This window comes from Pseudomonas sp. LAMO17WK12:I1 (assembly GCF_900177315.1).
Lineage (GTDB): Bacteria > Pseudomonadota > Gammaproteobacteria > Pseudomonadales > Pseudomonadaceae > Aquipseudomonas > Aquipseudomonas marginalis.
In genome coordinates this window covers 284,563-310,162 of the sequence record NZ_FWZV01000008.1, presented here as the reverse complement: position 1 = coordinate 310,162, position 25,600 = coordinate 284,563, and the positions used below count along the sequence as shown (strand labels likewise).

Here is a 25,600-nt window from a genome sequence, read left to right as displayed (position 1 = left end):
ATGGCCAAGATGAGCATGAAAAACCGCGAGCTGAAGCGTCAGCTCACGGTTGCCAAGTACGCCAAGAAGCGTGCAGCACTGAAAGCAATCATCGTTGATCTGAACGCAAGTCCAGAAGCGCGTTGGGAAGCTACAGTTGCTCTGCAGAAGCAGCCACGTGACGCAAGCGCTTCGCGCATGCGTAACCGCTGCCGCCTGACCGGTCGTCCACACGGCGTTTACCGCAAGTTCGGCCTCGGCCGTAACAAACTGCGTGAAGCGGCAATGCGTGGTGACGTACCAGGTCTGGTTAAAGCCAGCTGGTAAGTACTTTCAGCGTCCAGGTGGTCTGAATCGAAAGATACTGACCGCCGGTGACCTTGAATCTGGAACAAGCCCCTTTTGGGGCTTGTTTCATTTCCGGAGTGTGTCTAAAATACGCGGCTCGCCTGAGCCCGTGTTTTTTACCCGGAAGTTCTCAGCGACATATGTAGCCGCAAGGCTAATTTTTTTGTATTAGGAGCGTCTAGCCCATGAGTATGCAGGACCCGTTAGCGGACATGCTAACTCGTATCCGTAATGCCCAGATGGCTGAAAAGTCCGTCGTAAGCATGCCGTCTTCCAAGTTGAAGGTTGCTGTTGCCAAAGTCCTGAAAGACGAAGGCTACATTGCGGGTTATCAGATCAGCAGCGAAATCAAACCACTGCTGTCCATCGAGCTGAAGTACTTCGAAGGCCGTTCGGTCATCGAGGAAGTGAAGCGCGTTAGCCGTCCAGGCCTGCGTCAGTACAAGTCCGCTGAAGATCTGCCGAAAGTTCGTGGCGGTCTGGGCGTGTCTATCGTCTCCACCAACAAAGGTGTGATGACGGATCGTGCTGCGCGCGCTGCCGGTGTCGGCGGCGAAGTTCTTTGCACTGTGTTCTAAGGGGGGATAAGCATGTCTCGCGTCGCTAAGAACCCCGTTAAGCTGCCAGCCGGTGTCGAAGTCAAATTCGCAGGCCAACAGCTTTCGGTGAAGGGTGCCAAGGGCACTCTTGAACTGAATATCCATTCGTCCGTTGAGATCGTTGAAGAAGCTGGTGAGCTGCGTTTCGCTGCTCGCAATGGCGATCAACAAACTCGCGCAATGGCTGGTACCACGCGTGCGTTGGTAAACAACATGGTCCAAGGCGTAAGCCAAGGCTTCGAGCGTAAGCTCCAGCTGGTCGGTGTTGGTTACAAAGCGCAAGCAAAAGGCACGGTTTTGAACCTGGCCCTTGGCTTCTCGCACCCAGTGGATTACGAACTGCCGGAAGGCATCACCGCTGAGACTCCTAGCCAGACCGATATCCTGATCAAGGGCATCGATAAGCAACTGGTAGGTCAAGTGGCTGCTGAGATCCGCGACTTCCGTCCACCAGAGCCGTACAAAGGCAAAGGTGTGCGCTACGCGGACGAAGTCGTCCGTCGTAAAGAAGCCAAGAAGAAGTAGGGCATAGCAAATGACCGACAAAAAAGTTACTCGACTGCGTCGCGCTCGCAAAGCACGCCTGAAAATGCACGAACTCGAAGTCGTGCGTCTCTGCGTGTTCCGCTCGTCGCAGCACATCTACGCCCAGGTCATCTCGGCCGACGGCAACAAAGTCCTGGCCAGCGCCTCGACTTTGGATAAAGAACTGCGTGATGGTGCCACTGGCAACATCGACGCGGCCACAAAGGTTGGCCAGCTGGTCGCTACGCGTGCTAAGGCCGCTGGCGTCTCGCAAGTGGCTTTCGACCGCTCTGGCTTCAAGTACCACGGCCGCGTTAAAGCGCTGGCTGATGCTGCTCGTGAAGCTGGGCTGGAGTTCTAAGTTATGTCAAATAACGACCAAAAGCGCGACGAAGGCTACATTGAGAAGCTGGTTCAAGTTAACCGCGTAGCCAAAACCGTTAAAGGCGGCCGTATCTTCACTTTCACCGCGTTGACCGTGGTGGGTGATGGTAAAGGGCGTGTTGGCTTCGGCCGTGGCAAGTCACGTGAAGTGCCTGCTGCGATCCAGAAGGCAATGGAAGCTGCTCGTCGCAACATGATCCAAGTTGATCTGAACGGCACCACGCTGCAGTACGCAATGAAGTCCGCTCACGGCGCTTCGAAGGTGTACATGCAGCCTGCTTCTGAAGGTACCGGTATCATCGCTGGCGGCGCTATGCGTGCTGTCCTCGAGGTTGCTGGCGTTCAGAACGTTCTGGCCAAGTGCTATGGCTCGACTAACCCGGTAAACGTGGTTCACGCCACTTTCAAGGGTTTGAAAGCTATGCAATCTCCTGAATCCATTGCCGCCAAGCGTGGCAAAAGCGTCAAGGAGATCTTCTGATCATGGCTACCGTTAAAGTAACGCTGATCAAAAGCATGACCGGCCGCATCCCTAACCACAAATTGTGCGTTAAGGGTTTGGGTCTGCGTCGCATCGGTCACACTGTAGAAGTCCAGGATACTCCCGAGAATCGCGGGATGATCAACAAGGCTTACTACATGCTGCGTGTCGAGGGTTAATCGATGAAACTCAATGATCTGAGTCCAGCGCCGGGTTCCCGTCGCGAAAAGCATCGTCCGGGCCGTGGTATCGGTAGCGGTTTGGGTAAGACTGGTGGCCGTGGCCACAAAGGTCAAACCTCCCGCTCCGGTGGCACCATTGCTCCAGGCTTTGAAGGCGGTCAACAGCCGCTGCATCGTCGCCTGCCTAAGTTCGGCTTCGTTTCCCTGAAGGCCATGGACCGCGCAGAAGTGCGTCTGTCCGAGCTGGCTAAAGTGGAAGGCGACATCGTTACTGTGCAGACCCTGAAAGATGCCAACGTGATCAACGTCAACGTACAGCGTGTGAAAATCATGCTGTCCGGTGAAGTGACTCGCGCTGTCACTATCGGCAAGGGAATCGGCGCCACCAAAGGTGCGCGTTCGGCTATCGAAGCAGCTGGCGGCAAGTTCGAGGAATAAATGGCTAAGCAAGGTGCTCTCTCAGCGCTCGGCAAAGGCGGTATGTCTGAACTTTGGGCTCGTCTGCGTTTTCTGTTCCTGGCGATTATCGTCTACCGAATAGGCGCACACATCCCGGTTCCAGGTATCAACCCGGACCGACTCGCAGACCTGTTTCGACAGAATGAGGGGACCATTCTTAGCTTGTTCAACATGTTTTCTGGCGGTGCGCTGGAACGGATGAGCATTTTTGCACTGGGGATCATGCCGTACATCTCGGCATCGATCATCATGCAACTGATGACCGCCGTCAGCCCGCAGCTGGAGCAGTTGAAGAAGGAAGGTGAAGCTGGCCGTCGCAAGATTAGCCAGTACACCCGCTACGGCACTGTCATCCTCGCCCTGGTCCAAGCTATCGGCATGTCCGTTGGCCTGGCTGGGCAGGGTGTTGCGTTCACTGGTGACTTTGGCTTCCATTTCGTCGCGGTATCCACGTTTGTGGCTGGTGCGATGTTCATGATGTGGCTGGGTGAGCAGATTACTGAGCGTGGTGTTGGTAACGGTATCTCGATGTTGATTTTCGCAGGTATCGTCGCCGGTCTTCCGAGAGCAATCGGGCAGTCTTTCGAGTCTGCACGTCAGGGTGATATCAATATCTTCGCCCTGGTTGCCATCGGTTTGCTGGCAGTAGCGATTATCGGTTTTGTGGTGTTCATTGAGCGTGGCCAGCGTCGTATTGCTGTTCACTACGCCAAGCGTCAGCAGGGCCGTAAGGTTTTTGCTGCGCAGACCAGCCACTTGCCGCTGAAAGTGAATATGGCCGGTGTTATTCCGGCAATTTTCGCGAGCAGCATTTTGCTGTTTCCGGCTTCGTTGGGTACCTGGTTTGGTCAGTCTGAAAATATGGGCTGGCTGCAGGACCTCTCTCAGTCGATCGCTCCTGGTCAGCCGTTGAATATTCTGCTGTTTAGTGCAGGGATTATTTTCTTCTGCTTCTTCTATACGGCGTTGATGTTCAATCCGAAAGACGTAGCGGAAAACCTGAAGAAGTCCGGTGCCTTTATTCCGGGTATTCGTCCAGGTGAGCAGTCGGCACGCTACATTGATGGCGTTCTGACTCGTTTGACCCTGTTCGGTGCTCTATATATGACGGCCGTGTGCTTGTTGCCCCAGTTCCTGGTGGTTGCAGCAAACGTTCCGTTCTACCTTGGCGGGACCTCGTTGCTGATCGTGGTCGTGGTTGTGATGGACTTCATGTCCCAAGTACAATCGCACCTCGTTTCGCACCAGTACGAATCCCTGATGAAGAAAGCCAACCTGAAGGGTTACGGCAGCGGCATGTTGCGCTGAGTACCCATAAGGTTCGAGGAGTTGGTGATGAAAGTTCGTGCATCGGTGAAAAAGCTGTGCCGTAACTGCAAGATTATTCGCCGCGAAGGTGTTGTTCGAGTAATTTGCAGCGCGGAACCGCGTCACAAACAGCGCCAAGGCTGAGTGTGATCCGCTTGAAGCCCGGCAGCTAGTGCGCTGCCGGGTTGATTATTTGTTATTACAGCGATATTATCTCGCGCCCTATTTCTTGGCTTCCGGGGCGTAGGTAGCTGTCAATTGGAGTCCCACTGAATGGCCCGTATTGCAGGCGTTAACATTCCAGATAACAAGCACACTGTTATCTCGCTGACCTACATCTATGGTGTTGGTCGCACTACTGCGCAGAAAATTTGCGCGGTTGCTGGGGTAAACCCAGCCGCTAAGATCAAGGATCTGAGCGACGAGCAGATTGAATTGCTGCGTGGCGAAGTGGCGAAGTTCACCACTGAAGGTGACCTGCGTCGCGAAATCAACATGAAAATCAAGCGTTTGATGGACCTCGGTTGCTATCGCGGTCTGCGTCATCGTCGTGGTCTTCCAGTGCGCGGTCAGCGTACCAAGACTAACGCGCGTACCCGTAAAGGTCCGCGTAAGCCGATCCGCAAGTAATCGCCCCAGCGAATCGACAGGAAAATTATCATGGCAAAACCTGCTGCTCGTCCTCGTAAAAAAGTTAAAAAGACAGTGGTTGATGGCATCGCCCACATCCATGCATCTTTTAACAACACCATCGTGACCATCACCGACCGTCAAGGTAACGCGCTTTCTTGGGCTACCTCCGGTGGTTCGGGTTTCCGCGGTTCCCGCAAGTCCACGCCGTTTGCTGCTCAAGTAGCTGCTGAACGTGCTGGTCAAGCTGCGCTGGAATATGGCCTGAAAAACCTCGACGTTAACGTCAAAGGTCCAGGTCCAGGTCGTGAGTCTGCTGTCCGTGCTTTGAACGGCTGTGGCTATAAGATCGCCAGCATCACCGACGTGACGCCAATCCCGCACAACGGGTGCCGTCCGCCGAAGAAGCGCCGCGTGTAATCCAGGAGATTGTAAAGAATGGCTCGTTACATTGGTCCAAAATGCAAACTCGCTCGTCGCGAAGGCACCGATCTCTTCCTGAAGAGCGGCGTGCGCGCGATCGAATCGAAGTGCAACATTGAAGCAGCACCTGGTATCCACGGCCAACGCCGCGGTCGCCAGTCCGATTACGGCACCCAACTGCGTGAAAAGCAGAAGGTCCGTCGTATCTACGGCGTTCTCGAGCGTCAGTTCAGCGGCTACTACAAAGAAGCTGCTGGCAAGAAAGGTGCAACCGGTGAAAACCTGCTGCAACTGCTCGAATGCCGTCTGGACAACGTTGTATACCGTATGGGCTTTGGTTCGACTCGTGCCGAATCCCGTCAGCTGGTATCGCACAAGTCGATCAGCGTTAACGGTCAGACCGTAAACGTTCCGTCCTACCAGGTTCGTGCTGGTGACGTGGTCGCAGTTCGCGAGAAAGCAAAAAACCAACTTCGCATTGTCCAAGCTCTCGATCTGTGTGCCCAACGTGGCCGCGTAGAATGGGTAGAAGTAGACACTGAGAAGAAGTCGGGCGTTTTCAAGAACGTTCCTGCTCGCAGTGATCTGTCCGCCGACATCAACGAAAGCCTGATTGTCGAGCTCTACTCCAAGTAAGGGCTAGAAAATAGGTGCATCCATGCAGATTTCGGTAAATGAGTTCCTGACACCCCGCCACATTGATGTGCAGGTTGTCAGTCCAACCCGCGCCAAGATCACTCTCGAGCCTCTCGAGCGTGGTTTTGGCCACACCCTGGGCAACGCGCTGCGCCGCATCCTGTTGTCCTCAATGCCCGGCTGTGCAGTAGTCGAGGCCGAGATTGACGGTGTGCTCCACGAGTACAGCGCCATCGAAGGTGTACAGGAAGACGTAATTGAAATCCTGTTGAACCTTAAAGGTCTGGCTATCAAGCTGCACGGCCGTGACGAAGTTACGCTGACCTTGTCGAAGAAGGGTTCGGGGGTGGTTACCGCTGCCGATATTCAGCTGGATCATGATGTCGAGATCGTTAACCCCGATCACGTAATCGCTAACCTGGCGTCTAACGGCGCCCTGAACATGAAGCTCACCGTAGCTCGTGGTCGTGGTTATGAACCGGCCGACTCGCGTCAGAGCGATGAAGACGAAAGCCGCAGCATTGGTCGCTTGCAGCTTGACTCTTCGTTCAGCCCGGTTCGCCGTATCGCATACGTGGTGGAAAACGCCCGTGTCGAGCAGCGTACTAACCTGGACAAGCTGGTTATTGATCTGGAAACCAACGGTACTCTGGATCCTGAAGAGGCTATCCGCCGCGCTGCAACCATTCTGCAACAGCAGTTGGCTGCGTTCGTCGACCTCAAAGGTGACAGCGAACCAGTGGTAATCGAGCAGGAAGACGAGATCGATCCGATCCTGCTTCGCCCGGTTGACGATCTGGAACTGACTGTACGTTCGGCTAACTGCCTTAAGGCGGAAAACATTTACTACATCGGCGACCTGATTCAGCGTACCGAAGTAGAACTGTTGAAGACTCCGAACCTGGGCAAGAAATCCTTGACTGAAATCAAGGACGTTCTGGCCTCCCGCGGTCTGTCCCTCGGCATGCGCCTCGACAACTGGCCGCCTGCAAGTCTTAAGAAGGACGACAAGGCGACTGCCTGATCGTCGTAATCACCGAACGTGAGTTTGGTAAGGAATGAACCATGCGTCATCGTAAAAGTGGTCGTCACCTGAGCCGTACCAGCTCGCACCGCAAGGCCATGTTTCAAAACATGGCGGTGTCGCTGTTCGAGCACGAGCTGATCAAAACTACACTGCCGAAAGCTAAAGAACTGCGTCGCGTTGCTGAGCCGCTGATCACTTTGGCCAAGACAGACAGCCTGGCTAACCGCCGTCTGGCTTTCGACCGTACTCGTTCGAAAGCTATCGTTGGTAAGCTCTTCAACGACCTGGGCAAGCGTTACGCTACCCGTGAGGGTGGCTACCTGCGCATCCTCAAGTGCGGTTTCCGCGCTGGCGACAACGCGCCTATGGCGTACGTCGAGTTGGTTGATCGTGCTACTGCCGGCGAAGCTGTAAGCGCCGAGTAAGACGACAAGCTGTAACGAAGAACCGGGCCTAGTGCCCGGTTTTTTGTGCGCGTAACAAAAGCGCGATGTGTACAAGCTTCCTCAGACAGCGCTCAGCACTATGTGCGCGGGGGTATTGTTAGTTATTCTCTATTGAAGCTTACGATTTAATGAATTTGTAGGTGTCATGTTGATGGTCAATACTCCCTCCAAGCCGATTAGCCGGCAGTTCCAAGTCCGACCTGAGGAAAATTGAGCATGAGCCAGAATAAAATCCTTACCACCGCCAGCGGCGCTCCCGTTGCGGATAACCAGAATTCCCGTTCAGCCGGCCCGCGCGGCCCGCTGCTTCTTGACGATTTTCACCTGATCGAGAAACTTGCCCATTTCAACCGTGAAAACATCCCTGAGCGTCGTGTACACGCCAAAGGGTCGGGTGCCTACGGTACTTTTACGGTCACCCGGGACATCACCCAGTACACCAGCGCCAAATTGTTCGAGTCCGTTGGTAAGCAAACTCCAACGTTCCTGCGTTTCTCTACTGTGGGCGGTGAGCGTGGTTCCGCAGACACCGAGCGCGATCCCCGTGGTTTTGCCTTGAAGTTCTACACCGAAGAAGGTAATTGGGACATCGTGGGTAACAACACACCGGTGTTCTTCATACGCGATCCGCTGAAATTCCCCGATTTCATCCACACTCAGAAGCGGTTACCGCAAAGCAACCTGAAAAGCGCGCAAATGATGTGGGACTTCTGGTCGCACTCTCCAGAGGCGCTGCACCAGGTCACCATTCTGTTTTCGGACCGTGGTATTCCCGATGGCTACCGTCATATGCACGGCTTTGGCAGCCACACCTACAGCTTGATTAACGCCCGCGGTGAGCGGCACTGGGTGAAGTGGCACTACAAAACCAAGCAAGGCATCAAGAACCTGGCGCCGGCTGAGGCGGCCCGCCTGGCCGGTACTGATCCTGATTACGCCCAGCGTGATCTGTTTGGTGCGATCGAGCGCGGTGACTTCCCGAAATGGCGGGTCTGCATCCAGATCATGACCGAGGCCCAGGCGAACGCCCATTACGAGAATCCGTTTGATGTGACCAAAACCTGGTCGCAGAAAGAATTCCCGTTGATTGAAGTGGGTGAGCTGGAACTTAACCGCAATCCGCAGAACTACTTCGCTGAAGTAGAGCAGGCTGCATTTGGCCCAAGCAACATGGTTCCAGGCGTTGGCCTGTCGCCAGACCGTATGCTCCAAGGTCGGGTTTTCGCTTACGCAGATGCTCACCGCTACCGTGTGGGTACCAACCACCAGCAATTGCCGGTGAATGCTCCGCGCAGCCCGGTCAACAGCTACCAGCGTGATGGCTCGATGGCATTTGGCAGCAATGGTGGTGCGACTCCGAACTACGAACCGAACAGCTACGCCGAAGCTCCGAAGCAAGCGCCACAGTACGCCGAGCCTGCATTGCCCTTGAGCGGTGCGGCTGATCGTTACGATCACCGTGAAGATACCGACTACTACAGCCACGCAGGTGCGCTGTTCCGCCTGATGAATGATGAGCAGAAAGCACTGCTCACCAATAACATCGCCGGCGCAATGAGCGGTGTCTCCAGTGATGTGGTCCAGCGTCAACTGCAGCACTTCTATAAGGCAGATCCTGCTTATGGAGACGCAATCGCAAAGGCACTGGGTGTATCGCTTAACTGACTCTAAACGATAAGCAGAACCGCCCTCATTTGGGCGGTTTTTGCGTTATTTCAGCTACTTTTCTGCGGAAATCTTCACTTTTCTGCCGTTAGTCCCGTGACCTCCGAGTCAGCATGGTTCAAACTACAGACTTTCAAGCAGGGAGATGTAGGGCGATGCAAGGTCACCCCGACGTAATCGATTACCTCAACACGTTGCTGACGGGCGAACTGGCAGCTCGTGATCAATATTTCATCCACTCGCGCATGTACGAAGACTGGGGTTTTACCGAACTCTACGAGCGTATCAACCACGAAATGGAAGAAGAGGCACAGCACGCCGATGCACTGATGCGTCGTATCCTGATGCTCGAAGGTACGCCACGTATGCGTCCCGACGATCTGGATGTGGGTACCAGCGTACCTGACATGCTTGCAGCCGATCTTCGTCTTGAATACAAGGTGCGTGCCGCTCTCTGCAAGGGCATCGAGCTCTGCGAACAGCACAGCGACTTCGTCACGCGGGAAATCCTGCGCGTGCAGTTGAACGATACCGAAGAAGATCACACCTACTGGCTGGAAAAGCAGTTGGGCTTGATCAAGCTGATTGGCCTGGAAAACTACCTGCAATCGCAGTTCTGATTTCCTACAAAAAAGCCCCTGTCACCTCAGCAGTGACAGGGGCTTTTTATTGAGCCTGATAAATCAGGCCCGGTCGCGCGCCAGCAATGGTTTCAAGTAGTAACCCGTATGCGATTGTGGCATCTCGGAGACCTGCTCCGGCGTACCCACCGCAATGATCTGGCCGCCCTTGGATCCGCCTTCCGGCCCTAGATCCACCAGCCAGTCGGCCGTCTTGATCACATCCAGGTTGTGCTCGATCACCACCACGGTGTTGCCGTGATCACGCAAGCGGTGCAACACATCCAGCAATTGCTGAATATCAGCAAAGTGCAGGCCGGTTGTCGGTTCGTCCAGGATATACAAGGTCTTGCCCGTATCGCGTTTGGACAGCTCGCGAGACAGCTTCACCCGCTGCGCCTCACCACCGGACAGCGTGGTCGCCGACTGCCCCAGCTTGATATATGACAGGCCCACATCCATCAGCGTCTGCAGCTTGCGCGCAAGCGCCGGAACCGCATCAAAGAACACCCGCGCTTCTTCGATGGTCATCTCCAGGGTTTCGTGGATGCTCTTGCCCTTGTACTTGATCTCCAGGGTTTCGCGGTTGTAGCGCTTGCTCTTGCACACATCGCACGGCACGTAGATGTCCGGGAGGAAGTGCATTTCCACCTTGATCAGGCCATCGCCCTGGCACGCTTCGCAGCGACCGCCCTTGACGTTGAACGAGAAGCGGCCTGGCCCGTAGCCCCGTGAACGGGATTCCGGCACGCCAGCAAACAGCTCACGAATAGGCGTGAACAGCCCGGTGTAGGTCGCCGGGTTGGAGCGCGGTGTGCGGCCAATCGGGCTTTGGTCGATATCGACCACCTTGTCCAGGTGTTCCAGGCCCTTGATGCTGTCGTGCGCGGCGGCTTCCAGGGTGGTGGCGCCGTTCAAGGCGGTGGCACTCAAGGGGAACAGCGTGTTGTTGATCAGCGTCGACTTGCCTGAGCCGGAAACACCGGTCACGCAGGTCAGCAGGCCCAGTGGTATTTCCAGGTCAACATTGCGCAAGTTGTTGCCACGCGCGCCCTTGAGGTGCAATGCCATCTTCTTGTTGCGCGGTGTACGCTTGGCTGGCACTGCGATCTTCACGCGGCCGGACAGGTACTTGCCGGTCAACGAGTCGGGATGCGCCATTACCTCGGCAGGCGTGCCCTCGGCGACAATATGTCCTCCATGTACGCCGGCGCCTGGGCCAATATCCACCACATAGTCCGCCAGGCGAATCGCGTCTTCATCGTGCTCGACCACGATCACCGTATTGCCGATATCCCGCAGGTGCTTCAGCGTGCCCAGCAGGCGATCGTTATCCCGCTGGTGCAGGCCAATCGAAGGCTCATCGAGGATGTACAACACCCCCACCAGGCCGGCACCAATCTGGCTGGCCAGGCGAATTCGCTGCGCTTCACCACCGGACAACGTATCCGCGCTGCGATCCAGCGACAGATAGTCCAGGCCAACGTTAACCAGGAACTGCAAGCGCTCGCGGATCTCCTTGAGGATCTTGTCGGCAATTTCCCCACGGCGTCCGGTGAGCTGCAGTACACCAAAGTATTCACAGGCATCGCCGATCGGCAGGTTGGTCACCGCCGGCAACGTCTTCTCACCCACCCATACATGCCGCGCCTCACGGCGCAGGCGAGTGCCCCGGCAATCCGGGCACGGTTGGGTGCTGAGGAATTTTGCCAGCTCCTCGCGCACACTCGCCGATTCAGTCTCGCGGTAGCGCCGCTCCAGGTTCGGCACGATGCCTTCGAACGGGTGGGAGCGCTTGACGATGTCGCCACGGTCGTTCAAGTACTTGAAGTCGACGTTCTGCGAGCCGCTGCCATTAAGGATGACTTTCTGCTGGTCTGCTGGCAGTTGGTTGAAAGGTACTTCAAGGCTGAACTTGTAATGGGCCGCCAACGACCCGAGCATCTGGAAGTAGTAGACGTTACGCCTGTCCCAGCCGCGTATCGCGCCCTCCGCCAATGTCAGGTCGCCGTTGACCAGGCGCTTGATGTCGAAGAATTGCTTCACGCCCAGGCCATCGCAGGTCGGGCAGGCACCGGCCGGGTTGTTGAAGGAGAACAGCTTGGGCTCCAGCTCGCTGATGGCGTGGCCACAGATCGGGCAGGCAAAGCGCGCGGAGAAGATGATCTCTTCACCCGGCTCGTCATCCATCGGCGCCACCAGGGCAATGCCATCCGCCAGCTTCAACGCGGTCTCGAACGATTCCGCCAGACGCTGCTGCAGGTCGGACCGCACCTTGAAGCGATCGACCACGACATCAATCGAGTGCTTCTTCTGCTTGTCGAGTTTCGGCGCTTCGTCCAGCTCATACAGCTTGCCGTTGATACGCGCACGTACGAAACCTTGAGCACGCAGCTCTTCGAATACAGAGAGGTGTTCGCCCTTGCGCTCGCGAATCACCGGCGCCAGCAGCATCAGCTTGGCACCTTCCGGTTGGGCCAGCACCAGGTCGACCATCTGGCTGACGGTCTGGGCCTCCAGCGGAATGTCGTGGTCCGGGCAGCGCGGGATGCCTACCCGCGCGTACAGCAGGCGCAGGTAGTCGTAGATTTCGGTGATGGTGCCCACGGTGGAACGCGGGTTGTGGGAGGTCGACTTCTGCTCAATGGAAATCGCCGGCGACAGGCCTTCAATGGTGTCGACGTCCGGCTTTTCCATCATCGACAGGAACTGCCGGGCATAGGCCGACAGCGATTCCACATAGCGACGCTGACCTTCGGCATACAGCGTGTCGAACGCCAGGGACGATTTGCCGGAGCCGGACAAGCCGGTGATGACGATCAGTTTGTCCCGGGGCAGGGTCAGGTCGATGTTCTTCAGGTTGTGGGTTCTAGCCCCACGAATCAGGATCTTGTCCAAGATGGCCTCGCACGGCGGGCGTAAATAATGCAGGAGTATACGGCTAAAGACTGGATGAATATACACTGTCAAAGTGCCGGGTGCAGCCTTACATGAAAGCTGCGCGGCAAAGCGCCGCATATACCCTCTCACTCGATGGGACTGGTAGAATCGCCGCCGGTTCACACGAGGTTTTTCCATGCACGATCCCCACAGCGAACGCATGAGTAGCGGCGAGACCCGAGCAGCAAGCGGTCTGGCCCTGGTGTTCGCGTTCCGTATGCTTGGCATGTTCATGGTGTTGCCGGTACTGGCGACCTATGGAATGGATCTGGCAGGCGCGACCCCCGCACTGATCGGCCTGGCGATTGGCGCCTATGGCTTGACCCAGGCGATTTTTCAGATTCCGTTCGGAATCATTTCCGACCGTATTGGCCGGCGTCCGGTGATTTACCTCGGGCTGATTGTCTTCGCCCTCGGCAGCGTGCTCGCGGCACAATCCGATTCGATCTGGGGCGTGATCGCCGGACGCATCCTGCAAGGTGCCGGGGCGATTTCCGCTGCGGTCATGGCGCTGCTGTCCGACCTGACCCGTGAGCAACACCGCACGAAGGCCATGGCCATGATCGGCATGACCATCGGTCTGTCGTTCGCCGTGGCCATGGTCGTGGGCCCGTTGCTGACGCGCGCCTTTGGCTTGCACGGCCTGTTCCTTGCCACCGGCGGCATGGCGTTGTTCGGGATCGTGATCGTGGCCTTCATGGTGCCGCGCTCCACCGGCACGTTGCAGCACCGTGAGTCGGGCGTCGCACGCAAGGCCCTGTTGCCGACGCTCAAGCACCCGGATCTGTTGCGCCTGGATTTAGGTATCTTCGTATTACACGCAATGCTGATGTGCAGCTTCGTGGCCTTGCCCCTGGCGCTGGTGGAAAAAGCCGGGCTGCCCAAGGAACAGCACTGGTGGGTCTACCTCACGGCACTGCTGATTTCGTTCTTCGCCATGATCCCGTTCATTATCTATGGCGAGAAGAAACGCAAAATGAAACGAGTTTTGCTCGGCGCCGTCGCGACATTGATGCTCACTGAACTATTCTTCTGGCAGTTCGGCGACAGCCTACGGGCGCTGGTCATCGGTACGGTGGTGTTCTTCACCGCGTTCAACTTGCTGGAAGCTTCGTTGCCTTCGCTGATCAGTAAAGTTTCACCGGCCGGTGGCAAGGGCACGGCAATGGGGGTGTATTCCACCAGCCAGTTCCTGGGTTCGGCGTTGGGCGGCATCATGGGCGGCTGGATGTTCCAGCATGGCGGTTTGTCGGTTGTGTTCCTTGGATGCGCCGGGCTGGCTGCACTTTGGTTGGCCTTTGCTGTTACCATGCGCGAACCTCCCTACGTCACAAGCCTGCGTTTGCCGCTATCGCCTGAGGCGATCCGTGAAAGCGGCCTGGTAGAGCGCCTGAAGGCCGTCGTAGGGGTAACGGATGCTGTCGTGGTCGCGGAAGAGGCGGCCATTTACATCAAATTGGACACCGAATTATTGGATCGCGCGACGCTCGAGCAACTGGTCAACCCAGTGCCGACAGCGCGCCCAGCATAGGAGAACGTTATGGCCCGTGGGGTTAACAAAGTCATATTGGTCGGTACATGCGGCCAGGATCCCGAAGTTCGCTACTTGCCTAACGGTAACGCAGTGACCAACCTGAGTCTGGCGACCAGCGAACAGTGGACCGACAAGCAGACCGGCCAGAAGGTCGAGAAAACCGAATGGCACCGTGTGTCGATGTTCGGCAAGGTGGCAGAGATCGCCGGTGAATACCTGCGCAAAGGTTCGCAGGTCTACATCGAAGGCAAGCTGCAAACCCGCGAGTGGGAAAAAGACGGCATCAAGCGTTACACCACTGAAATCGTGGTCGACATGCAAGGCACCATGCAACTGCTGGGCGGTCGTCCACAGGGTGACCAACAAGGCCAGGGCGGTATGTCCAACTCGGCACCGCGTCCACAGCAGTCGCGTCCGCAGCCAAGCCAGCAGCCACAGCGTGAGTCGCGTCCAGCGCCGCAACAGGCCGCTCCGCAGCCAGCTCCGGATTTCGACAGCTTTGATGACGATATTCCGTTCTAGGATATCGCTCGGCGCAATCCGTATAGCTTTCCCAAAAAGCCCCGTGAGCCCTGCTCTCGGGGCTTTTTTGTAATTTCGTGATGCATGAAGCTGCACCCGCAACGGATTAAATGATGGGATGGACGATCGCCGGCCCCGACATTTGTCCTCAGGGGCCACTCGATTTAGGCTGTAACCCACTTCCACAGAACAAGGAGAGCCGCGATGACCTGGTCTGCCAAGCAATACACGATGTTTGAACAACAACGCACTCGTCCGGTACGTGACCTGGTCGCGGCCATTCCGAATACCGCGGTGCACACAGCGGTGGACCTGGGTTGCGGCCCCGGCAACTCCACCCAGGTATTGGCCGAGCGTTTCCCGCAGGCGCAGGTGACGGGCCTGGACAGTTCCGAGGATATGCTGGTCGACGCCCGCAAGCGCCTGCCCGCGCTGAACTTTGAGCTGGCGGACATCGGTGCCTGGAGTCCGTCGCAGCCATTCGACGTGATCCTTGCCAACGCCTCGCTGCAATGGCTGCCAAACCACGCCACGCTCTATCCGCATCTGGTCGACCAGTTGACGCCTGGCGGCACGCTCGCCGTACAAACCCCGGACAACCTCAATGAACCCGCCCACCGGCTGGCGCGCGAAGTGGCGGCAGATGGCCCATGGGCGGCAAAGATCGGCGCGTTCCAACACAATGAGCGCCACTCGGTGAGCTACTACTACGAGTTGCTGAGCCAACACTGCAGTACCGTGGATGTGTGGCACACCACGTACCAGCACCCGCTGTCGGATCATGCCGCTGTGGTGGAGTGGTTCAAGGGCTCGGGCTTGCGACCCTTTCTCGCGCCACTGACCGATAGCGAAAAAGCCGCTTTCCTACAGGAATACCAGGCGCGGATTACACAGGCTTATCCAGCACTAGGCGATGGCACTGTATTACTGCCCTTCCCGCGCCTGTTTATCATCGCGACCCGCTGACGGCACAGAAGCAAGCAGCGCTTACGCCGCTGCTGCTTGCGCCTTCAAATACTCATCCGCCGACACCACGCCTGCGTAGCCAAATGCCAACGACGCCATATATGCGCCATGCACCTGCGCCGCCGGAATCACCTGCCCATTGAACTCCAGATCGCGGGTGGCGCATGCGTCATGAATCACCGTGACCTTGTAGCCCAGGTCCGCTGCGGCCCGCACCACCGCATCGATGCACATATGGCTCATGCTGCCGACCACCACCAGTTCGGTGATGCTGCGCTGTTCCAGCAGGGCGCGTAGAGGGGTTTCGCGGAACGCATTGACGAAATGTTTAAGCACCACCGGCTCGCTGCCCTCGTTCAGCACCTTGGGATGCAAATAGGCACCCTCAGAGTTCGGCGTGAAAAACGGTGCATCCTCGGACGTGAACTCATGGCGCACATGAATCACTGCCTCCCCGTTCTGGCGAAACGCCTGGAGCACCTGCGCAGCCTTGTCCGCGGCGGCTTCCACGCCATCGAGCGGCCACTTGCCTTGAGGGAAGTAGTCGTTCTGGATATCGATTAGGATGAGCGCTTGTTTGGCCATGGGTATTGCCTCGTGATGGGTTGATGGGGCCAGTATGTTAGCTGGCGCCGGGGCGGGGGATTGGCTGCACCGACAATAACAGGGGGAAAACTGACAATGGCGGTTGTTGAGCTGGGCGTGTTGATCTACCACGGTGCGCAGTTGGCAGCGGTGCATGGGCTGACCGATCTGTTTGGTGTCGCCAACCGGATCGCCGCCGAGCATCAATCCGCACAGCTGCCGTTGCTGCGCGTGAGCCACTGGCTGGTGGATGGCGATGGTATACCCACGCGGGTATTCGACAGCCACCCAGGGCCTGAGCAACCGATGATGGCGGTGCTGGTGCCGCCTTCAATCGGCGAGTTCACCGAAGACCAGGCGCCGCCTGCACTGCTCGAGTGGATTCGCCAGCAACACGCTGCGGGCACCGTGCTCGGTGGCGTGTGCATCGGTTCGATCCTGCTGGCGCGCAGCGGTCTGTTGGACGGGCGCAGCGCCACCACCCATTGGTCCTCAGCCAAATCCTTCGCGACCCGTTATCCGGCCGTACGCCTTGAGGCGGATAAACCGATCGTCGATGACGGCGACCTGATCACCACCGCCGGGCTGATGGCCTGGTCCGAGCTGGGCCTGCGCCTGGTCGACCGCCTGATGGGCCCCAGCGTCGCCGCCGCTACCGCGCGTTTCCTGGTGATCGAGCACAGCGACAGTGCCAGCCAGTGCGGCAGCAACTTTGTGCCGATCCTCAGCCATGGCGATGTGGCCATCCTCAAGGTCCAGCATTGGTTGCAAGCCAGTGGCGCGGTGGATGTGTCCGTGGCCGCCATGGCGCAAGAGGCGGGGCTGGAAGAGCGCACGTTCCTACGGCGTTTTCGCAGCGCCACGGGGTTGAAACCCACCGAATACTGCCAGCATTTGCGCGTCGGCAAAGCGCGGCAAATGCTGGAGTTCACCACCGCCACCATCGACCATATCGCCTGGACCGTGGGGTATCAGGACCCTGGTGCGTTTCGCGCCACCTTCAAGAAAATCACCGGTTTGGCACCCAGTGATTACCGCAGCCGTTTTGGCGTGTGAATCGTGCAGAACGCCCCACGGTCAGGGTGGTGTCGTGCAGAATAATACAGGCCAACTGCTATCGCTTTTTGCGCAAGCGATTGATTTCAAAGCCATCACTTTTGAACCTGCGTTGGCCTGATCCCTGCAACCTTCCACCCACACACATGGCGGGATGGCCAAGGGGGATGCATGACCCCGACTCAACGCAAGAAATGGGTAGTTGCTCACTCCACGCGAGAGGGCGCTCCCCGGCATGAAGTCGAAACCAACCGAGCCCTTGCGCGGTGGCTGGCGCAAATCCTTGGGCTCAAGTACGGCGGTGATTACGATCCACGCAAACACGCCGGCCGTGAACGCTACCTGCTTCCCACGCAAACACTGATTGGCCCTGCACAGGCGCTGGCCCTTGATATCAAGGGTCCCGAAGACCTGTGGGGCGGTTATGTGGAGCATGATTTCATCGGCACCAAAGCCATCAGTCACGGCCTGCTGGGCCCGGACGCCGCAGCTCCCGAAGGCTGGTCGCCCTTGTTCTGCGAGCGCGTGCGCGACGTTGTGCTGGACGGCCTGAGCGTATTTGCGCTCAACGATGCACGGGAAGCCGCCAAACGCCTGCTCTACAGCGGGCCGATCCGCCTGAAGCCGGTGCATGCCTGCGCCGGGCGCGGCCAAGAGGTTATCCACAGCCTGGATGAGTTCGAGGCCGTGCTGGCGCGCCCCGAAGCGGCCCGGATGTTCAGCGAAGGCGTCGTGCTGGAACAAGACCTGCACGATGTGGTCACCCATAGTGTGGGCCAGAGTTTTATCGGCGATCACGTCATCAGCTACTGCGGCGAGCAATACCTGACCCAGGACGGACAGGGCGAGGAGGTCTACGGTGGCTCCAACCTGCTGGTGGTGCCTGGCGGTTATGACGATTTGCTCAAGCTCGAGCTGCCCGGCGACGTGCGCCAAGCCATCGAGCAAGCCCAGGTCTTCGACGCGGCCGCTGACGAAGCTTACCCAGGTTTCTACGCGTCCCGGCGCAACTACGACATCGCCCAGGGTCTGGACAGCGACGGCCAGCGGCGCAGTGGTGTGCTTGAACAATCCTGGCGCATGGGTGGCGCCAGCAGCGCGGAAGTCGCGGCGCTGCAGAGCTTTATCAACCACCCGGGCCTCAAGGCCATTCAGGTGTCTTCGGTAGAAACCTACGTGGACCAGGCGCTGCCCGCGGATGCTATCGAGGTGTACCGAGGCCCGGCGGAAAACAGCGACTTTCTTCTCAAGTACGTGACGGTTAAATCTTATGACGGCTAGAAGCGAAAGCATTGCGATCGACATCGACGACGAACAGATGAGCGGCACGTTCCTCAGCCCCAAATCGAAGGTGCCGGGGGTGTTATTCGTGCACGGCTGGGGCGGTAGCCAGGAGCGCGACCTGGAGCGCGCCAAAGGTATCGCCGGCCTGGGATGCGTGTGCCTGACGTTCGATCTGCGTGGCCACGCGGGCACAGGTATCCCGTTGTCCCGCGTCACCCGGGAAGACAACCTGCGCGATCTGCTGGCGGCCTACGACCGACTGCTCTCGCACCCGGCCATCGACACCTCGGCGGTGGCGGTGGTGGGCACCAGCTATGGCGGCTACCTGGCGGCGATTCTCACCTCATTGCGCCCGGTGCGCTGGCTGGCGCTGCGCGTGCCGGCGCTGTACCGCGACCAGGAATGGCTCAAGCCCAAGCGTGACCTCGATAAGGCCGACCTGATGGATTACCGCAGCACGCTGGTGCATGCCGAAACCAACCGCGCGCTGCAGGCCTGTGCGCAATTTACCGGTGATGTGCTGATTGTCGAATCGGAAACCGACGACCATGTGCCCCACGCCACCATCATGAGCTACCGCGCGGCGTGCCAGCACACGCACTCCCTGACGCACCGCATCATCGATGGTGCCGACCACTCCCTGAGCGATCCAGTGTCACAACAGGCCTACACCTCGATCCTGGTGGACTGGATCACCGAGATGGTGGTGGGCGAGCGGTTGAGCATCATCCAGTCCCAGTAACGCGATCATGCCGGTGTTTTCTTCACCCGTAATGCCTTGGCTTTGGCCTCGACACCGAGGTACATCACCAGAGCGATCAGCAGCGGCAGGATAAAGTAGATGGCGCGATAGGCGATCAGCCCGGCCAGCAAACTGCCGCGCGACGCTTCATGTTGCAGCAGTGCGATAAACACCGCTTCCAGTACCCCGAGCCCGGCGGGGATATGGGTGATGACACCGGCGATCGCGCTGATCAACAGCACGCCCAGCACCAGCGGGTAGTCCAGCTTGGCGGGCAACAAGGTGAAAATCACCGCGGCCATCAGCGACCAGTTCAACGCGCCCAATGCCAACTGCAGGCACGCCATGCGCAGCGACGGCAGGTTGATCTCGATGCCGCGAATCGACCATGCACGCTTTGTCGAGAATTGGCACGCCGCCAGATAGCCCAGGCTGGCCAGCACCAACAGCACACCCACGCCCTGCAGGGCGCCGCTGCTGAGCTTCCAGCCCGGCGGCATGGTCACCAGGCCGCTGCTGAACACCACCCCGGCCAATGCCATATAGCCGAACCAATTGGTGGCCAGGCTCAGCCCGAGAATCTTGGCGATATTGCCGGTGCTCACCCCCAGCCGCGAATACAGCCGATAGCGCATGGCGATTCCGCCGACCCAGGCACTCAGGTTCAGATTGAACGCATAGCTGATGATGCCGACCGGCAGGATCTGCTTCCAGCGCAGCGGTTGGCGAATGTAGGTGCGGCCGATCAAGTCGAAGCAGGCGTAGACGATAAAGCTGCACAACGTCAGCGTGCCCGCGATCAGCAGGGTGCGCAGCTTGAAATCGCCCAGGGTCTGAAACACTTCGCTCCAGTCGATACGCCTTGCGAGCAGGGTGAACAGCACGATCAGCAACAGGAAGAACGCCACGGTCAGCGGTTTCTTCCAGCGCTTGAAGCGTGAATCGCTGGCTTCAGATGTCATGGGTGCGAGCCTCGAAGGGTTTCAACCGTGGCTTGTGCGCCGGCAACCAGCCGGTCAGCGCGGGAAAGTGGCGCATCACATGGAACACCAGGAAACCGACGGTCAGTCGCCATAGCCACAGGCGCGGCTTGCGGTTTTCCGGCATGGTCTGGCAATGCTCCTTGGCGAGTGCGTCCAGGCGTTCGTACAGTTGCTGATTGAACGCCCGGTCACGAATCAGCACGTTGGCCTCCAGGTTCAGCGACAGGCTCAACGGGTCGAGGTTGCTCGAACCCACGGTGCTCCACTCGTCATCCACCAGCGCCACCTTGCCGTGCAGCGGGCGCTGGCAATATTCATGAATCACCACGCCATCCTTGAGCAAGTAGTCGTAGAGCATGCGCGCGGCCAGCTTGGCCAGCAGCACATCGGGCTGGCCCTGCATGATCAATTGCACCTTCACGCCACGGCGCGCCGCATTGCGGATCTCGCGCAGCAGGCGGTAACCGGGGAAGAAGTAGGCATTGGCAATCACCGCGCGTTCCCGGGCTTTGCTCAAGGCATGGATGTAGGCCTCTTCAATGTCGTCGCGGTGTTGCAGATTGTCGCGGTAAATCAGGCGCACCAGGCCGTCGCCTGTATCGGTCGGCCAAGGCGATGGCCGTTGCTGGCGCCGTCGCCAACCGCGCCGCGTGCGCACCTGGCGACCGCTTTGGGCGAGGGCGAAATGATGCAGGTCGGCCACCGCCGGGCCTATCACCTGCACCGCGTAATCCTGCTTGGCATCGGGGCCGAAATCCCCCAGGTGATCGGCAGAAAAATTGATCCCGCCGATAAACGCCACGGCGGCATCCACCACCACGATCTTGCGGTGCAGGCGGCGAAACCAGTTGGTGCGAATACCCAGGGTCTTGGACGCCGGATCAAACATCTGCACGGCCACCCCGGCCTGGGCCAATTCGCCGAGAAAAGCGCGGCTCAGTTCGCCGCAGCCAAAGCCATCCAGGCTGACCACCACCTTGACACCACGCTGCGCCGCGTCGATCAAGATGCGTTGCAGCTCATGGCCGACCTTGTCTTCGAAGAGGATAAAGGTCTCCAGCAGGATTTCCCGCTGTGCCCCGCGCAAGGCGTCGAACACTTTGGGAAAGTACGCCTCGCCGTTCTCCAGCAACGCGAGCCGGTTGTCAGGCTGCCAGCCGTAATCGAGGTCGCGGGCCTTGGCTTCATCCGGCGGCTGGTCGGTAGCAATGTGCTCAACGGCAATGTTCATAGTTCAATCTCCACCGACAGGGGCACGTGGTCTGACAGATGGGACCAGGGGCGGGTGGTCAGCACCTTGGGGTTATGAATCTTTAGATTGCGCACATAGATGCGGTCCAGTGCCAGCAGCGGCAAGCGCGCCGGGAAGGTGCGTGCGAGTTTGCCGTGGGCCTGCATGAAGACTTCCTGCAGGCCGCTCTGGCTGAGGTCGGCGCGTTGGCGCCAGTCATTGAAATCGCCGGCCACCACCAACGGCGCATCCGCCGGGATCTCGCTGATACGCTGCTCCAACAAGCGCAATTGCTGCTGGCGATGCACCTCGCGCAGGCCCAGGTGGATGCAGATCGCATGCACTTCCTGTCCGGTGCCAGGCAAGCGCAGCACGCAATGCAACAGGCCACGGTTTTCATGGCCGCTTTGGGAGATATCGAGGTTGTCGTAGCGCACGATCTGGAATTTCGACAGCAACGCATTGCCATGGTCGCCATGGGGGTAGACCGCGTTGCGCCCGTAGGCGAACTGCGGCCAGATGCTGTCGGCGAGGAACTCGTACTGCGGCATGTTCGGCCAGTCGCTGTAGCGCTGGGGATGGCGCTCGTGGGTGCCGTGGATTTCCTGCAGGAACACCATATCAGCGCCCACACTGCGCACTGCTTCGCGCAGTTCCGGCAGGATGAAACGTCGGTTCAAGGCGGTGAAGCCCTTGTGGATATTGACCGTCAGCACTGTGAAGTGGGTGATGGCGACGGTGGGTGTAATGGGGACCCATTCCGGATGCGTCATGGCAACACCCCCGGTTCAGGCAACTTGCCGGGTTCGGTGCAAAGCTGCCTGTCCAGCCCGAAACGCTGCAGCAAGTGGCGTGCATCGAAGGGCGCACGCACTTTGATGTCATTGTCGAAAAAGCAAAACACATCCCGCTGTTTGCGGGCGCGCGGTTTGTGCTGCGGGGCGGCCAGGTGCGCATCGGCCGGTTGCTTGCCGTGGGCCCAACGTTCGATGCGATCGCCCCAGCGCTTGAGGGCTTCATCGGTATAACCGCTGGCGTACAGCTGCTGGTCGCCGTGCAAACGCAAGTACATGAAGTTGGCGGTAACATCTTCGAGATACGGCCACTTGCCGGCGGTGTCTGCCACCACCAGCGCCACGCCGTGCTTTTCCAGCATCTGCACAAACTCCGGCACCGCAAAACTGTTATGACGAATCTCCACCGCGTGGCGCAGGGCGCGCTTGCCGTGGGCCTGCAGGCTGGCCTTGCCGTTCAGGTGCGGCTCATGCTGGTGGGCGAGGGTGGCGGCCTGCCGGGTGTCGGTGGGCAATTCGGCGAGGAAGGCTTCGAACAGCAGCGGATCGAATTTAAAGCTGGGCGGAAACTGCCACAGGATCGGGCCGAGTTTGTCTTTCAGCTCCAGCACACCGGAGGCGAAGAAGTTCGCCATCGGCTTGTGCACATCCTGCAGGCGCAGGATATGCGTGATGTAGCGCGGTGCCTTGACACTGAACATGAAGTCTTCAGGCGTCTGGGCATACCACTCGGCGTAACGCTTGGGAGTTTGCAGCGCGTAGAACGAACCGTTGATCTCGATGCTGTTGACGGCGCGTGACGCAAACTGCAGCTCGCGTTTCTGGGTCAGCCCCTCGGGGTAGAAATCCCCCCGCCAAGGCGTGTAGCGCCAGCCGGAAATGCCGATATGAATCGCCGCCATGGTTACTCCCGTCGATGTGGGTCGATTGACCTCCGTTTTGGGATGACCGTGCAATTTGCGCGAAAGTTTCCACCGTCCTACAGACGGTGCAGGTTCAAAACTGTGCCAAGGGCCACCACGCCTCACCCCGGCATGCAGGCCGCATTTGATAGTTGCCCAAGCGGCAAAGATGCTGAAACAGGGGAACGATCAGTGCTCAAATCCGTCAGTTCCTTACAGACCCTTCTGAAGGAGCCCGGTGTTTTGCTGAATCTAAAGACTGCATTACTGCTCGGCGCGCTGCTGTTCTGCGGCAGCGGCGCACTGTACGCCGCGGCCACCGCGCCGGAGCCCGAGGCGCCGGCAAAGCCGGAGTTGCTGGTGGAGGGTGGATTGCTCGGTGCCATCAGTTCCAGCATCGATGATGTGCAGAACAAGCTCGACCTCAATCAGAACCTTGTTGATGCCTGGCGTTTACGCGCGGATCGCGCGGCGGATGAAGTCGGCCGGTTGGTTGACCAGACGTCGGAGCGTTCGCCGTGGAGCGTGGCCGGCGACTTCCTGCTGCTGTCCAGTGTGTGGATTGGCGCCTTCGCGCTGTTGACGTTGCTGGGGCGCTTTATCGTGCGGCGCTTGAACCGGCGCCCGTTCGTCGAACGCCGCGGGCGCCTGCAAGGCGTACTGGGTTATGTGGTGCCCTACACAATCCCGGCGCTGATCTGCCTGCCGCTGACACTCTATGTCAGTCACTTCCTGCCCACGTCCATAGGCCGCGCCCTGGCGCTGTGCTTTGCCTATGCGACCAGCAGCGGCATCTTCTCCACGTCGATGCTGCTGTGCGTGATAGTGATGTTCAACGTCGGCCATAAGCGGCCGGCGGTGCAGATCATTCGCGACTACTGCCCCAAGCCGCTGTTTCTGATCGGCTTCCTCGCCGCCCTCAGCGACGCCCTGACCAGTCCACAGATCGCCCGCCAGCTCGGCGGCAATATCACCAGCAGTATCGCGGTGTTTACCGGCCTGTTCGCGGCGGTGATCTTTGGCGTGCTGGTGGTGCGCCTGCGCCGCCCGGTGGCCCACCTGATCCGTAACCGCCCGCTGGCCCAGCGCCTGAAACACCCGGCGTTGCAGCAGTCGCTGCGGGTATTTTCCGGCCTTTGGTACTGGCCCATCCTGTTGATGGTGCTGGTCTCGGCGATCAACCTGATCGGCGCCGGCGACGACAACCAGAAAGCCCTGCGCTGCGCGCTGTTCACCACGATTCTGTTGATCGGCACGGTCTTCCTGAGCACGGTGCTGCAACACCTGTTCAAGTCCCGCAGCCAGGTGGCGATCCAGCGCAGCAGTGCCTACAAGGAGCGTTTCCTCAGCCTCTTGCACGCGATCCTGCGTATCGTCATGGCCATCGCCTTTATCGAAATCCTCGGGCGCATCTGGGGCGTATCGCTGTTCGAATTTGCCCAGCGCAACTCGGTGGGCCGTGCGATCAGCGACTCCCTCAGCAGCATCGGCCTGATCCTGTTGATGACCTGGCTGTTCTGGGTCGTACTCGACACGGCGATCCAGGAAGCGCTGAAACCGCCGGTGAACAAACGCTCCAATCGCCAGCCCAGCACAAGGGTGAAGACCATCCTGCCGCTGCTGCGCAATGCGATCAAAATCATCCTGGTGGTGATCTGCGCAATCACCACCATGGCCAACCTCGGCATCAACGTCGCGCCGTTGCTGGCGGGGGCCGGTGTGGTCGGCCTGGCGATTGGTTTCGGCTCCCAGCAATTGGTGCAGGACGTGATCACCGGCCTGTTCATCATCATCGAAGACACCTTGTCCATCGGCGACTGGGTGGTGCTTGATTCCGGCCACGCCGGCACCGTCGAAGGCCTGACCATCCGCACCCTGCGCCTGCGCGATGGCAAGGGGTTCGTGCATTCGGTGCCGTTCGGGCAGATCAAGGCGGTCACCAACCAGTCGCGGCAATTTGCCTATGCGTTCTTCTCGGTGCAGTTCACCTACGACACCGATGTGGACAAGGCCGTGGAGCTGATCCGCGAGGCCGGGCAGTCTATCCGCGACGATGTGTTCCTCAAGTACAACCTGCAAGGGCCGCTGGAGGTGTTTGGCGTCGACAAGATGGACCTCAATGGCGTGGTGCTCACGGCGCAGTTTCGTACTGTGTCGGGTGGGCAATACGCGGTGAGCCGTGCGTTCAACCAGCGTTTGAAAAAGCTTGTGGATAACTGTGATGCGGTGCACTTCGCGCAGACTTATCCACAGCAGGTTTTGTTGCCCAAGCGTACATCCCAGGTGGATGAGCCGGATGAAGAGGTGCCGGCGTCGGTGGTGTTGACGGAGCAGCCCAGGCCTCAATGA

The 25,600-nt window shown here is 58.7% G+C and carries 29 protein-coding genes; 23 read left to right on the top strand and 6 right to left on the bottom strand.

The window, feature by feature from the left end; genetic code table 11:
- The 16 genes from rpsN (at position 1) to bfr (ending at position 9,712) form a co-directional block, all read left to right on the top strand.
- Positions 1-306, top strand: coding sequence for a 30S ribosomal protein S14 (gene rpsN / locus B9N88_RS17755; protein ID WP_003176414.1), 306 nt, complete (start codon positions 1-3; stop codon positions 304-306).
- A gap of 206 nt (positions 307-512) precedes the next feature.
- Positions 513-905 (top strand): 30S ribosomal protein S8, encoded by a 393-nt coding sequence (gene rpsH, locus B9N88_RS17750; RefSeq protein ID WP_003176413.1) that lies wholly within the window; start codon positions 513-515, stop codon positions 903-905.
- Between the two features lie 12 nt (positions 906-917).
- Positions 918-1,451, top strand: coding sequence for a 50S ribosomal protein L6 (rplF, locus tag B9N88_RS17745; protein WP_003176412.1), 534 nt, complete (start codon positions 918-920; stop codon positions 1,449-1,451).
- Between the two features lie 10 nt (positions 1,452-1,461).
- Positions 1,462-1,812 (top strand): 50S ribosomal protein L18, encoded by a 351-nt coding sequence (rplR, locus tag B9N88_RS17740; RefSeq protein WP_003186037.1) that lies wholly within the window; start codon positions 1,462-1,464, stop codon positions 1,810-1,812.
- Positions 1,813-1,815: 3 nt separating this feature from the next.
- Positions 1,816-2,316, top strand: coding sequence for a 30S ribosomal protein S5 (rpsE, locus tag B9N88_RS17735; RefSeq protein ID WP_003186035.1), 501 nt, complete (start codon positions 1,816-1,818; stop codon positions 2,314-2,316).
- A 2-nt stretch (positions 2,317-2,318) separates the two neighbouring features.
- Positions 2,319-2,495 carry a 50S ribosomal protein L30 gene (gene rpmD / locus B9N88_RS17730; protein WP_003176408.1) on the top strand — a complete coding sequence of 59 codons (177 nt, stop codon included), beginning with the start codon at positions 2,319-2,321 and terminating at the stop codon, positions 2,493-2,495.
- 3 nt (positions 2,496-2,498) lie between these two features.
- Positions 2,499-2,936, top strand: a complete 438-nt coding sequence (gene rplO, locus B9N88_RS17725; RefSeq protein WP_003176407.1) for a 50S ribosomal protein L15 — start codon at positions 2,499-2,501, stop codon at positions 2,934-2,936.
- On the top strand, positions 2,937-4,265 hold the full coding sequence (secY, locus tag B9N88_RS17720; RefSeq protein ID WP_003176406.1) for a preprotein translocase subunit SecY: 1,329 nt from the start codon (positions 2,937-2,939) through the stop codon (positions 4,263-4,265).
- A 27-nt stretch (positions 4,266-4,292) separates the two neighbouring features.
- The gene (gene rpmJ, locus B9N88_RS17715) at positions 4,293-4,409 is read left to right on the top strand and encodes a 50S ribosomal protein L36 (protein ID WP_002555468.1); all 117 of its coding nucleotides are present in this window, start codon (positions 4,293-4,295) and stop codon (positions 4,407-4,409) included.
- A gap of 129 nt (positions 4,410-4,538) precedes the next feature.
- Complete coding sequence (gene rpsM / locus B9N88_RS17710) at positions 4,539-4,895, top strand: 30S ribosomal protein S13 (protein ID WP_024077676.1); 357 nt, start codon at positions 4,539-4,541, stop codon at positions 4,893-4,895.
- 30 nt (positions 4,896-4,925) lie between these two features.
- Positions 4,926-5,315: a 30S ribosomal protein S11 gene (gene rpsK, locus B9N88_RS17705; protein ID WP_002555466.1), complete on the top strand. Its 390-nt coding sequence runs from the start codon at positions 4,926-4,928 to the stop codon at positions 5,313-5,315.
- A gap of 18 nt (positions 5,316-5,333) precedes the next feature.
- Positions 5,334-5,954, top strand: coding sequence for a 30S ribosomal protein S4 (gene rpsD / locus B9N88_RS17700; protein WP_003176404.1), 621 nt, complete (start codon positions 5,334-5,336; stop codon positions 5,952-5,954).
- 22 nt (positions 5,955-5,976) lie between these two features.
- Positions 5,977-6,978, top strand: a complete 1,002-nt coding sequence (gene rpoA, locus B9N88_RS17695; protein WP_003176403.1) for a DNA-directed RNA polymerase subunit alpha — start codon at positions 5,977-5,979, stop codon at positions 6,976-6,978.
- A 41-nt stretch (positions 6,979-7,019) separates the two neighbouring features.
- Positions 7,020-7,406: a 50S ribosomal protein L17 gene (gene rplQ / locus B9N88_RS17690; RefSeq protein WP_003176402.1), complete on the top strand. Its 387-nt coding sequence runs from the start codon at positions 7,020-7,022 to the stop codon at positions 7,404-7,406.
- A gap of 237 nt (positions 7,407-7,643) precedes the next feature.
- The gene (locus B9N88_RS17685) at positions 7,644-9,092 is read left to right on the top strand and encodes a catalase (protein ID WP_027605167.1); all 1,449 of its coding nucleotides are present in this window, start codon (positions 7,644-7,646) and stop codon (positions 9,090-9,092) included.
- Between the two features lie 155 nt (positions 9,093-9,247).
- Positions 9,248-9,712 carry a bacterioferritin gene (gene bfr, locus B9N88_RS17680; protein WP_017525959.1) on the top strand — a complete coding sequence of 155 codons (465 nt, stop codon included), beginning with the start codon at positions 9,248-9,250 and terminating at the stop codon, positions 9,710-9,712.
- A 63-nt stretch (positions 9,713-9,775) separates the two neighbouring features.
- Here bfr and uvrA read toward each other — a convergent pair whose 3' ends face one another.
- A complete protein-coding gene (gene uvrA, locus B9N88_RS17675; RefSeq protein WP_027605168.1) occupies positions 9,776-12,610 on the bottom strand; it encodes an excinuclease ABC subunit UvrA in 2,835 nt (944 codons plus the stop codon).
- Positions 12,611-12,788: 178 nt separating this feature from the next.
- Between uvrA and B9N88_RS17670 the strand changes: the two genes are divergently transcribed.
- From B9N88_RS17670 to tam, 3 genes are all read left to right on the top strand, one after another.
- On the top strand, positions 12,789-14,183 hold the full coding sequence (locus B9N88_RS17670; RefSeq protein ID WP_015886131.1) for an MFS transporter: 1,395 nt from the start codon (positions 12,789-12,791) through the stop codon (positions 14,181-14,183).
- Between the two features lie 9 nt (positions 14,184-14,192).
- Positions 14,193-14,708 carry a single-stranded DNA-binding protein gene (locus B9N88_RS17665; protein WP_003232445.1) on the top strand — a complete coding sequence of 172 codons (516 nt, stop codon included), beginning with the start codon at positions 14,193-14,195 and terminating at the stop codon, positions 14,706-14,708.
- 204 nt (positions 14,709-14,912) lie between these two features.
- Positions 14,913-15,674 carry a trans-aconitate 2-methyltransferase gene (tam, locus tag B9N88_RS17660; RefSeq protein WP_027605169.1) on the top strand — a complete coding sequence of 254 codons (762 nt, stop codon included), beginning with the start codon at positions 14,913-14,915 and terminating at the stop codon, positions 15,672-15,674.
- A 21-nt stretch (positions 15,675-15,695) separates the two neighbouring features.
- Here tam and B9N88_RS17655 read toward each other — a convergent pair whose 3' ends face one another.
- Entirely contained in the window at positions 15,696-16,259 is a 564-nt protein-coding gene (locus B9N88_RS17655) for a cysteine hydrolase family protein (RefSeq protein WP_027605170.1), read from the bottom strand.
- A gap of 96 nt (positions 16,260-16,355) precedes the next feature.
- Between B9N88_RS17655 and B9N88_RS17650 the strand changes: the two genes are divergently transcribed.
- From B9N88_RS17650 to B9N88_RS17640, 3 genes are all read left to right on the top strand, one after another.
- Positions 16,356-17,315 carry a GlxA family transcriptional regulator gene (locus B9N88_RS17650; protein ID WP_027605171.1) on the top strand — a complete coding sequence of 320 codons (960 nt, stop codon included), beginning with the start codon at positions 16,356-16,358 and terminating at the stop codon, positions 17,313-17,315.
- A 171-nt stretch (positions 17,316-17,486) separates the two neighbouring features.
- Positions 17,487-18,596, top strand: a complete 1,110-nt coding sequence (locus B9N88_RS17645) for a DUF3182 family protein (protein ID WP_027605172.1) — start codon at positions 17,487-17,489, stop codon at positions 18,594-18,596.
- On the top strand, positions 18,586-19,341 hold the full coding sequence (locus B9N88_RS17640; protein ID WP_027605173.1) for an alpha/beta hydrolase family protein: 756 nt from the start codon (positions 18,586-18,588) through the stop codon (positions 19,339-19,341). Before B9N88_RS17645 ends, B9N88_RS17640 begins: the two co-directional genes overlap by 11 nt.
- Before the next feature lie 5 nt (positions 19,342-19,346).
- On the opposite strand, the gene B9N88_RS17635 is transcribed toward B9N88_RS17640, so the two are convergent.
- The 4 genes from B9N88_RS17635 to B9N88_RS17620 are packed head-to-tail and all read right to left on the bottom strand — an operon-like array spanning position 19,347 to position 23,251.
- Positions 19,347-20,303 (bottom strand): lysylphosphatidylglycerol synthase domain-containing protein, encoded by a 957-nt coding sequence (locus B9N88_RS17635; RefSeq protein ID WP_027605174.1) that lies wholly within the window; start codon positions 20,301-20,303, stop codon positions 19,347-19,349.
- Positions 20,293-21,555, bottom strand: a complete 1,263-nt coding sequence (gene clsB / locus B9N88_RS17630) for a cardiolipin synthase ClsB (RefSeq protein WP_027605175.1) — start codon at positions 21,553-21,555, stop codon at positions 20,293-20,295. The genes B9N88_RS17635 and clsB overlap by 11 nt, the downstream gene beginning before the upstream one ends.
- The gene (locus B9N88_RS17625) at positions 21,552-22,328 is read right to left on the bottom strand and encodes an endonuclease/exonuclease/phosphatase family protein (protein WP_027605176.1); all 777 of its coding nucleotides are present in this window, start codon (positions 22,326-22,328) and stop codon (positions 21,552-21,554) included. The genes clsB and B9N88_RS17625 overlap by 4 nt, the downstream gene beginning before the upstream one ends.
- Positions 22,325-23,251, bottom strand: a complete 927-nt coding sequence (locus B9N88_RS17620) for a DUF72 domain-containing protein (RefSeq protein ID WP_027605177.1) — start codon at positions 23,249-23,251, stop codon at positions 22,325-22,327. Before B9N88_RS17620 ends, B9N88_RS17625 begins: the two co-directional genes overlap by 4 nt.
- Positions 23,252-23,494: 243 nt before the next feature.
- On the opposite strand from B9N88_RS17620, the gene B9N88_RS17615 reads away from it, so the two are divergent.
- Positions 23,495-25,600 carry a mechanosensitive ion channel family protein gene (locus tag B9N88_RS17615; RefSeq protein WP_027605178.1) on the top strand — a complete coding sequence of 702 codons (2,106 nt, stop codon included), beginning with the start codon at positions 23,495-23,497 and terminating at the stop codon, positions 25,598-25,600.

What these genes read in the sequence shown, in the direction of transcription:
- rpsD (WP_003176404.1), top strand. Translation starts at nt 5,334, where the DNA reads ATGGCTCGTTACATTGGTCCAAAATGCAAACTCGCTCGTCGCGAAGGC.
- B9N88_RS17645 (WP_027605172.1), top strand. Translation starts at nt 17,487, where the DNA reads ATGACCCCGACTCAACGCAAGAAATGGGTAGTTGCTCACTCCACGCGA.
- rplR (WP_003186037.1), top strand. Translation starts at nt 1,462, where the DNA reads ATGACCGACAAAAAAGTTACTCGACTGCGTCGCGCTCGCAAAGCACGC.
- clsB (WP_027605175.1), bottom strand. Translation starts at nt 21,555, where the DNA reads ATGAACATTGCCGTTGAGCACATTGCTACCGACCAGCCGCCGGATGAA.
- B9N88_RS17625 (WP_027605176.1), bottom strand. Translation starts at nt 22,328, where the DNA reads ATGACGCATCCGGAATGGGTCCCCATTACACCCACCGTCGCCATCACC.
- rpsM (WP_024077676.1), top strand. Translation starts at nt 4,539, where the DNA reads ATGGCCCGTATTGCAGGCGTTAACATTCCAGATAACAAGCACACTGTT.
- B9N88_RS17685 (WP_027605167.1), top strand. Translation starts at nt 7,644, where the DNA reads ATGAGCCAGAATAAAATCCTTACCACCGCCAGCGGCGCTCCCGTTGCG.
- rplQ (WP_003176402.1), top strand. Translation starts at nt 7,020, where the DNA reads ATGCGTCATCGTAAAAGTGGTCGTCACCTGAGCCGTACCAGCTCGCAC.
- B9N88_RS17620 (WP_027605177.1), bottom strand. Translation starts at nt 23,251, where the DNA reads ATGGCGGCGATTCATATCGGCATTTCCGGCTGGCGCTACACGCCTTGG.
- B9N88_RS17640 (WP_027605173.1), top strand. Translation starts at nt 18,586, where the DNA reads ATGACGGCTAGAAGCGAAAGCATTGCGATCGACATCGACGACGAACAG.
- rpsE (WP_003186035.1), top strand. Translation starts at nt 1,816, where the DNA reads ATGTCAAATAACGACCAAAAGCGCGACGAAGGCTACATTGAGAAGCTG.
- rpmD (WP_003176408.1), top strand. Translation starts at nt 2,319, where the DNA reads ATGGCTACCGTTAAAGTAACGCTGATCAAAAGCATGACCGGCCGCATC.
- rpmJ (WP_002555468.1), top strand. Translation starts at nt 4,293, where the DNA reads ATGAAAGTTCGTGCATCGGTGAAAAAGCTGTGCCGTAACTGCAAGATT.
- rplO (WP_003176407.1), top strand. Translation starts at nt 2,499, where the DNA reads ATGAAACTCAATGATCTGAGTCCAGCGCCGGGTTCCCGTCGCGAAAAG.
- bfr (WP_017525959.1), top strand. Translation starts at nt 9,248, where the DNA reads ATGCAAGGTCACCCCGACGTAATCGATTACCTCAACACGTTGCTGACG.
- B9N88_RS17635 (WP_027605174.1), bottom strand. Translation starts at nt 20,303, where the DNA reads ATGACATCTGAAGCCAGCGATTCACGCTTCAAGCGCTGGAAGAAACCG.
- B9N88_RS17650 (WP_027605171.1), top strand. Translation starts at nt 16,356, where the DNA reads ATGGCGGTTGTTGAGCTGGGCGTGTTGATCTACCACGGTGCGCAGTTG.
- B9N88_RS17670 (WP_015886131.1), top strand. Translation starts at nt 12,789, where the DNA reads ATGCACGATCCCCACAGCGAACGCATGAGTAGCGGCGAGACCCGAGCA.
- rpsK (WP_002555466.1), top strand. Translation starts at nt 4,926, where the DNA reads ATGGCAAAACCTGCTGCTCGTCCTCGTAAAAAAGTTAAAAAGACAGTG.
- secY (WP_003176406.1), top strand. Translation starts at nt 2,937, where the DNA reads ATGGCTAAGCAAGGTGCTCTCTCAGCGCTCGGCAAAGGCGGTATGTCT.
- rpsN (WP_003176414.1), top strand. Translation starts at nt 1, where the DNA reads ATGGCCAAGATGAGCATGAAAAACCGCGAGCTGAAGCGTCAGCTCACG.
- tam (WP_027605169.1), top strand. Translation starts at nt 14,913, where the DNA reads ATGACCTGGTCTGCCAAGCAATACACGATGTTTGAACAACAACGCACT.
- rpsH (WP_003176413.1), top strand. Translation starts at nt 513, where the DNA reads ATGAGTATGCAGGACCCGTTAGCGGACATGCTAACTCGTATCCGTAAT.
- rplF (WP_003176412.1), top strand. Translation starts at nt 918, where the DNA reads ATGTCTCGCGTCGCTAAGAACCCCGTTAAGCTGCCAGCCGGTGTCGAA.
- rpoA (WP_003176403.1), top strand. Translation starts at nt 5,977, where the DNA reads ATGCAGATTTCGGTAAATGAGTTCCTGACACCCCGCCACATTGATGTG.
- B9N88_RS17655 (WP_027605170.1), bottom strand. Translation starts at nt 16,259, where the DNA reads ATGGCCAAACAAGCGCTCATCCTAATCGATATCCAGAACGACTACTTC.
- B9N88_RS17665 (WP_003232445.1), top strand. Translation starts at nt 14,193, where the DNA reads ATGGCCCGTGGGGTTAACAAAGTCATATTGGTCGGTACATGCGGCCAG.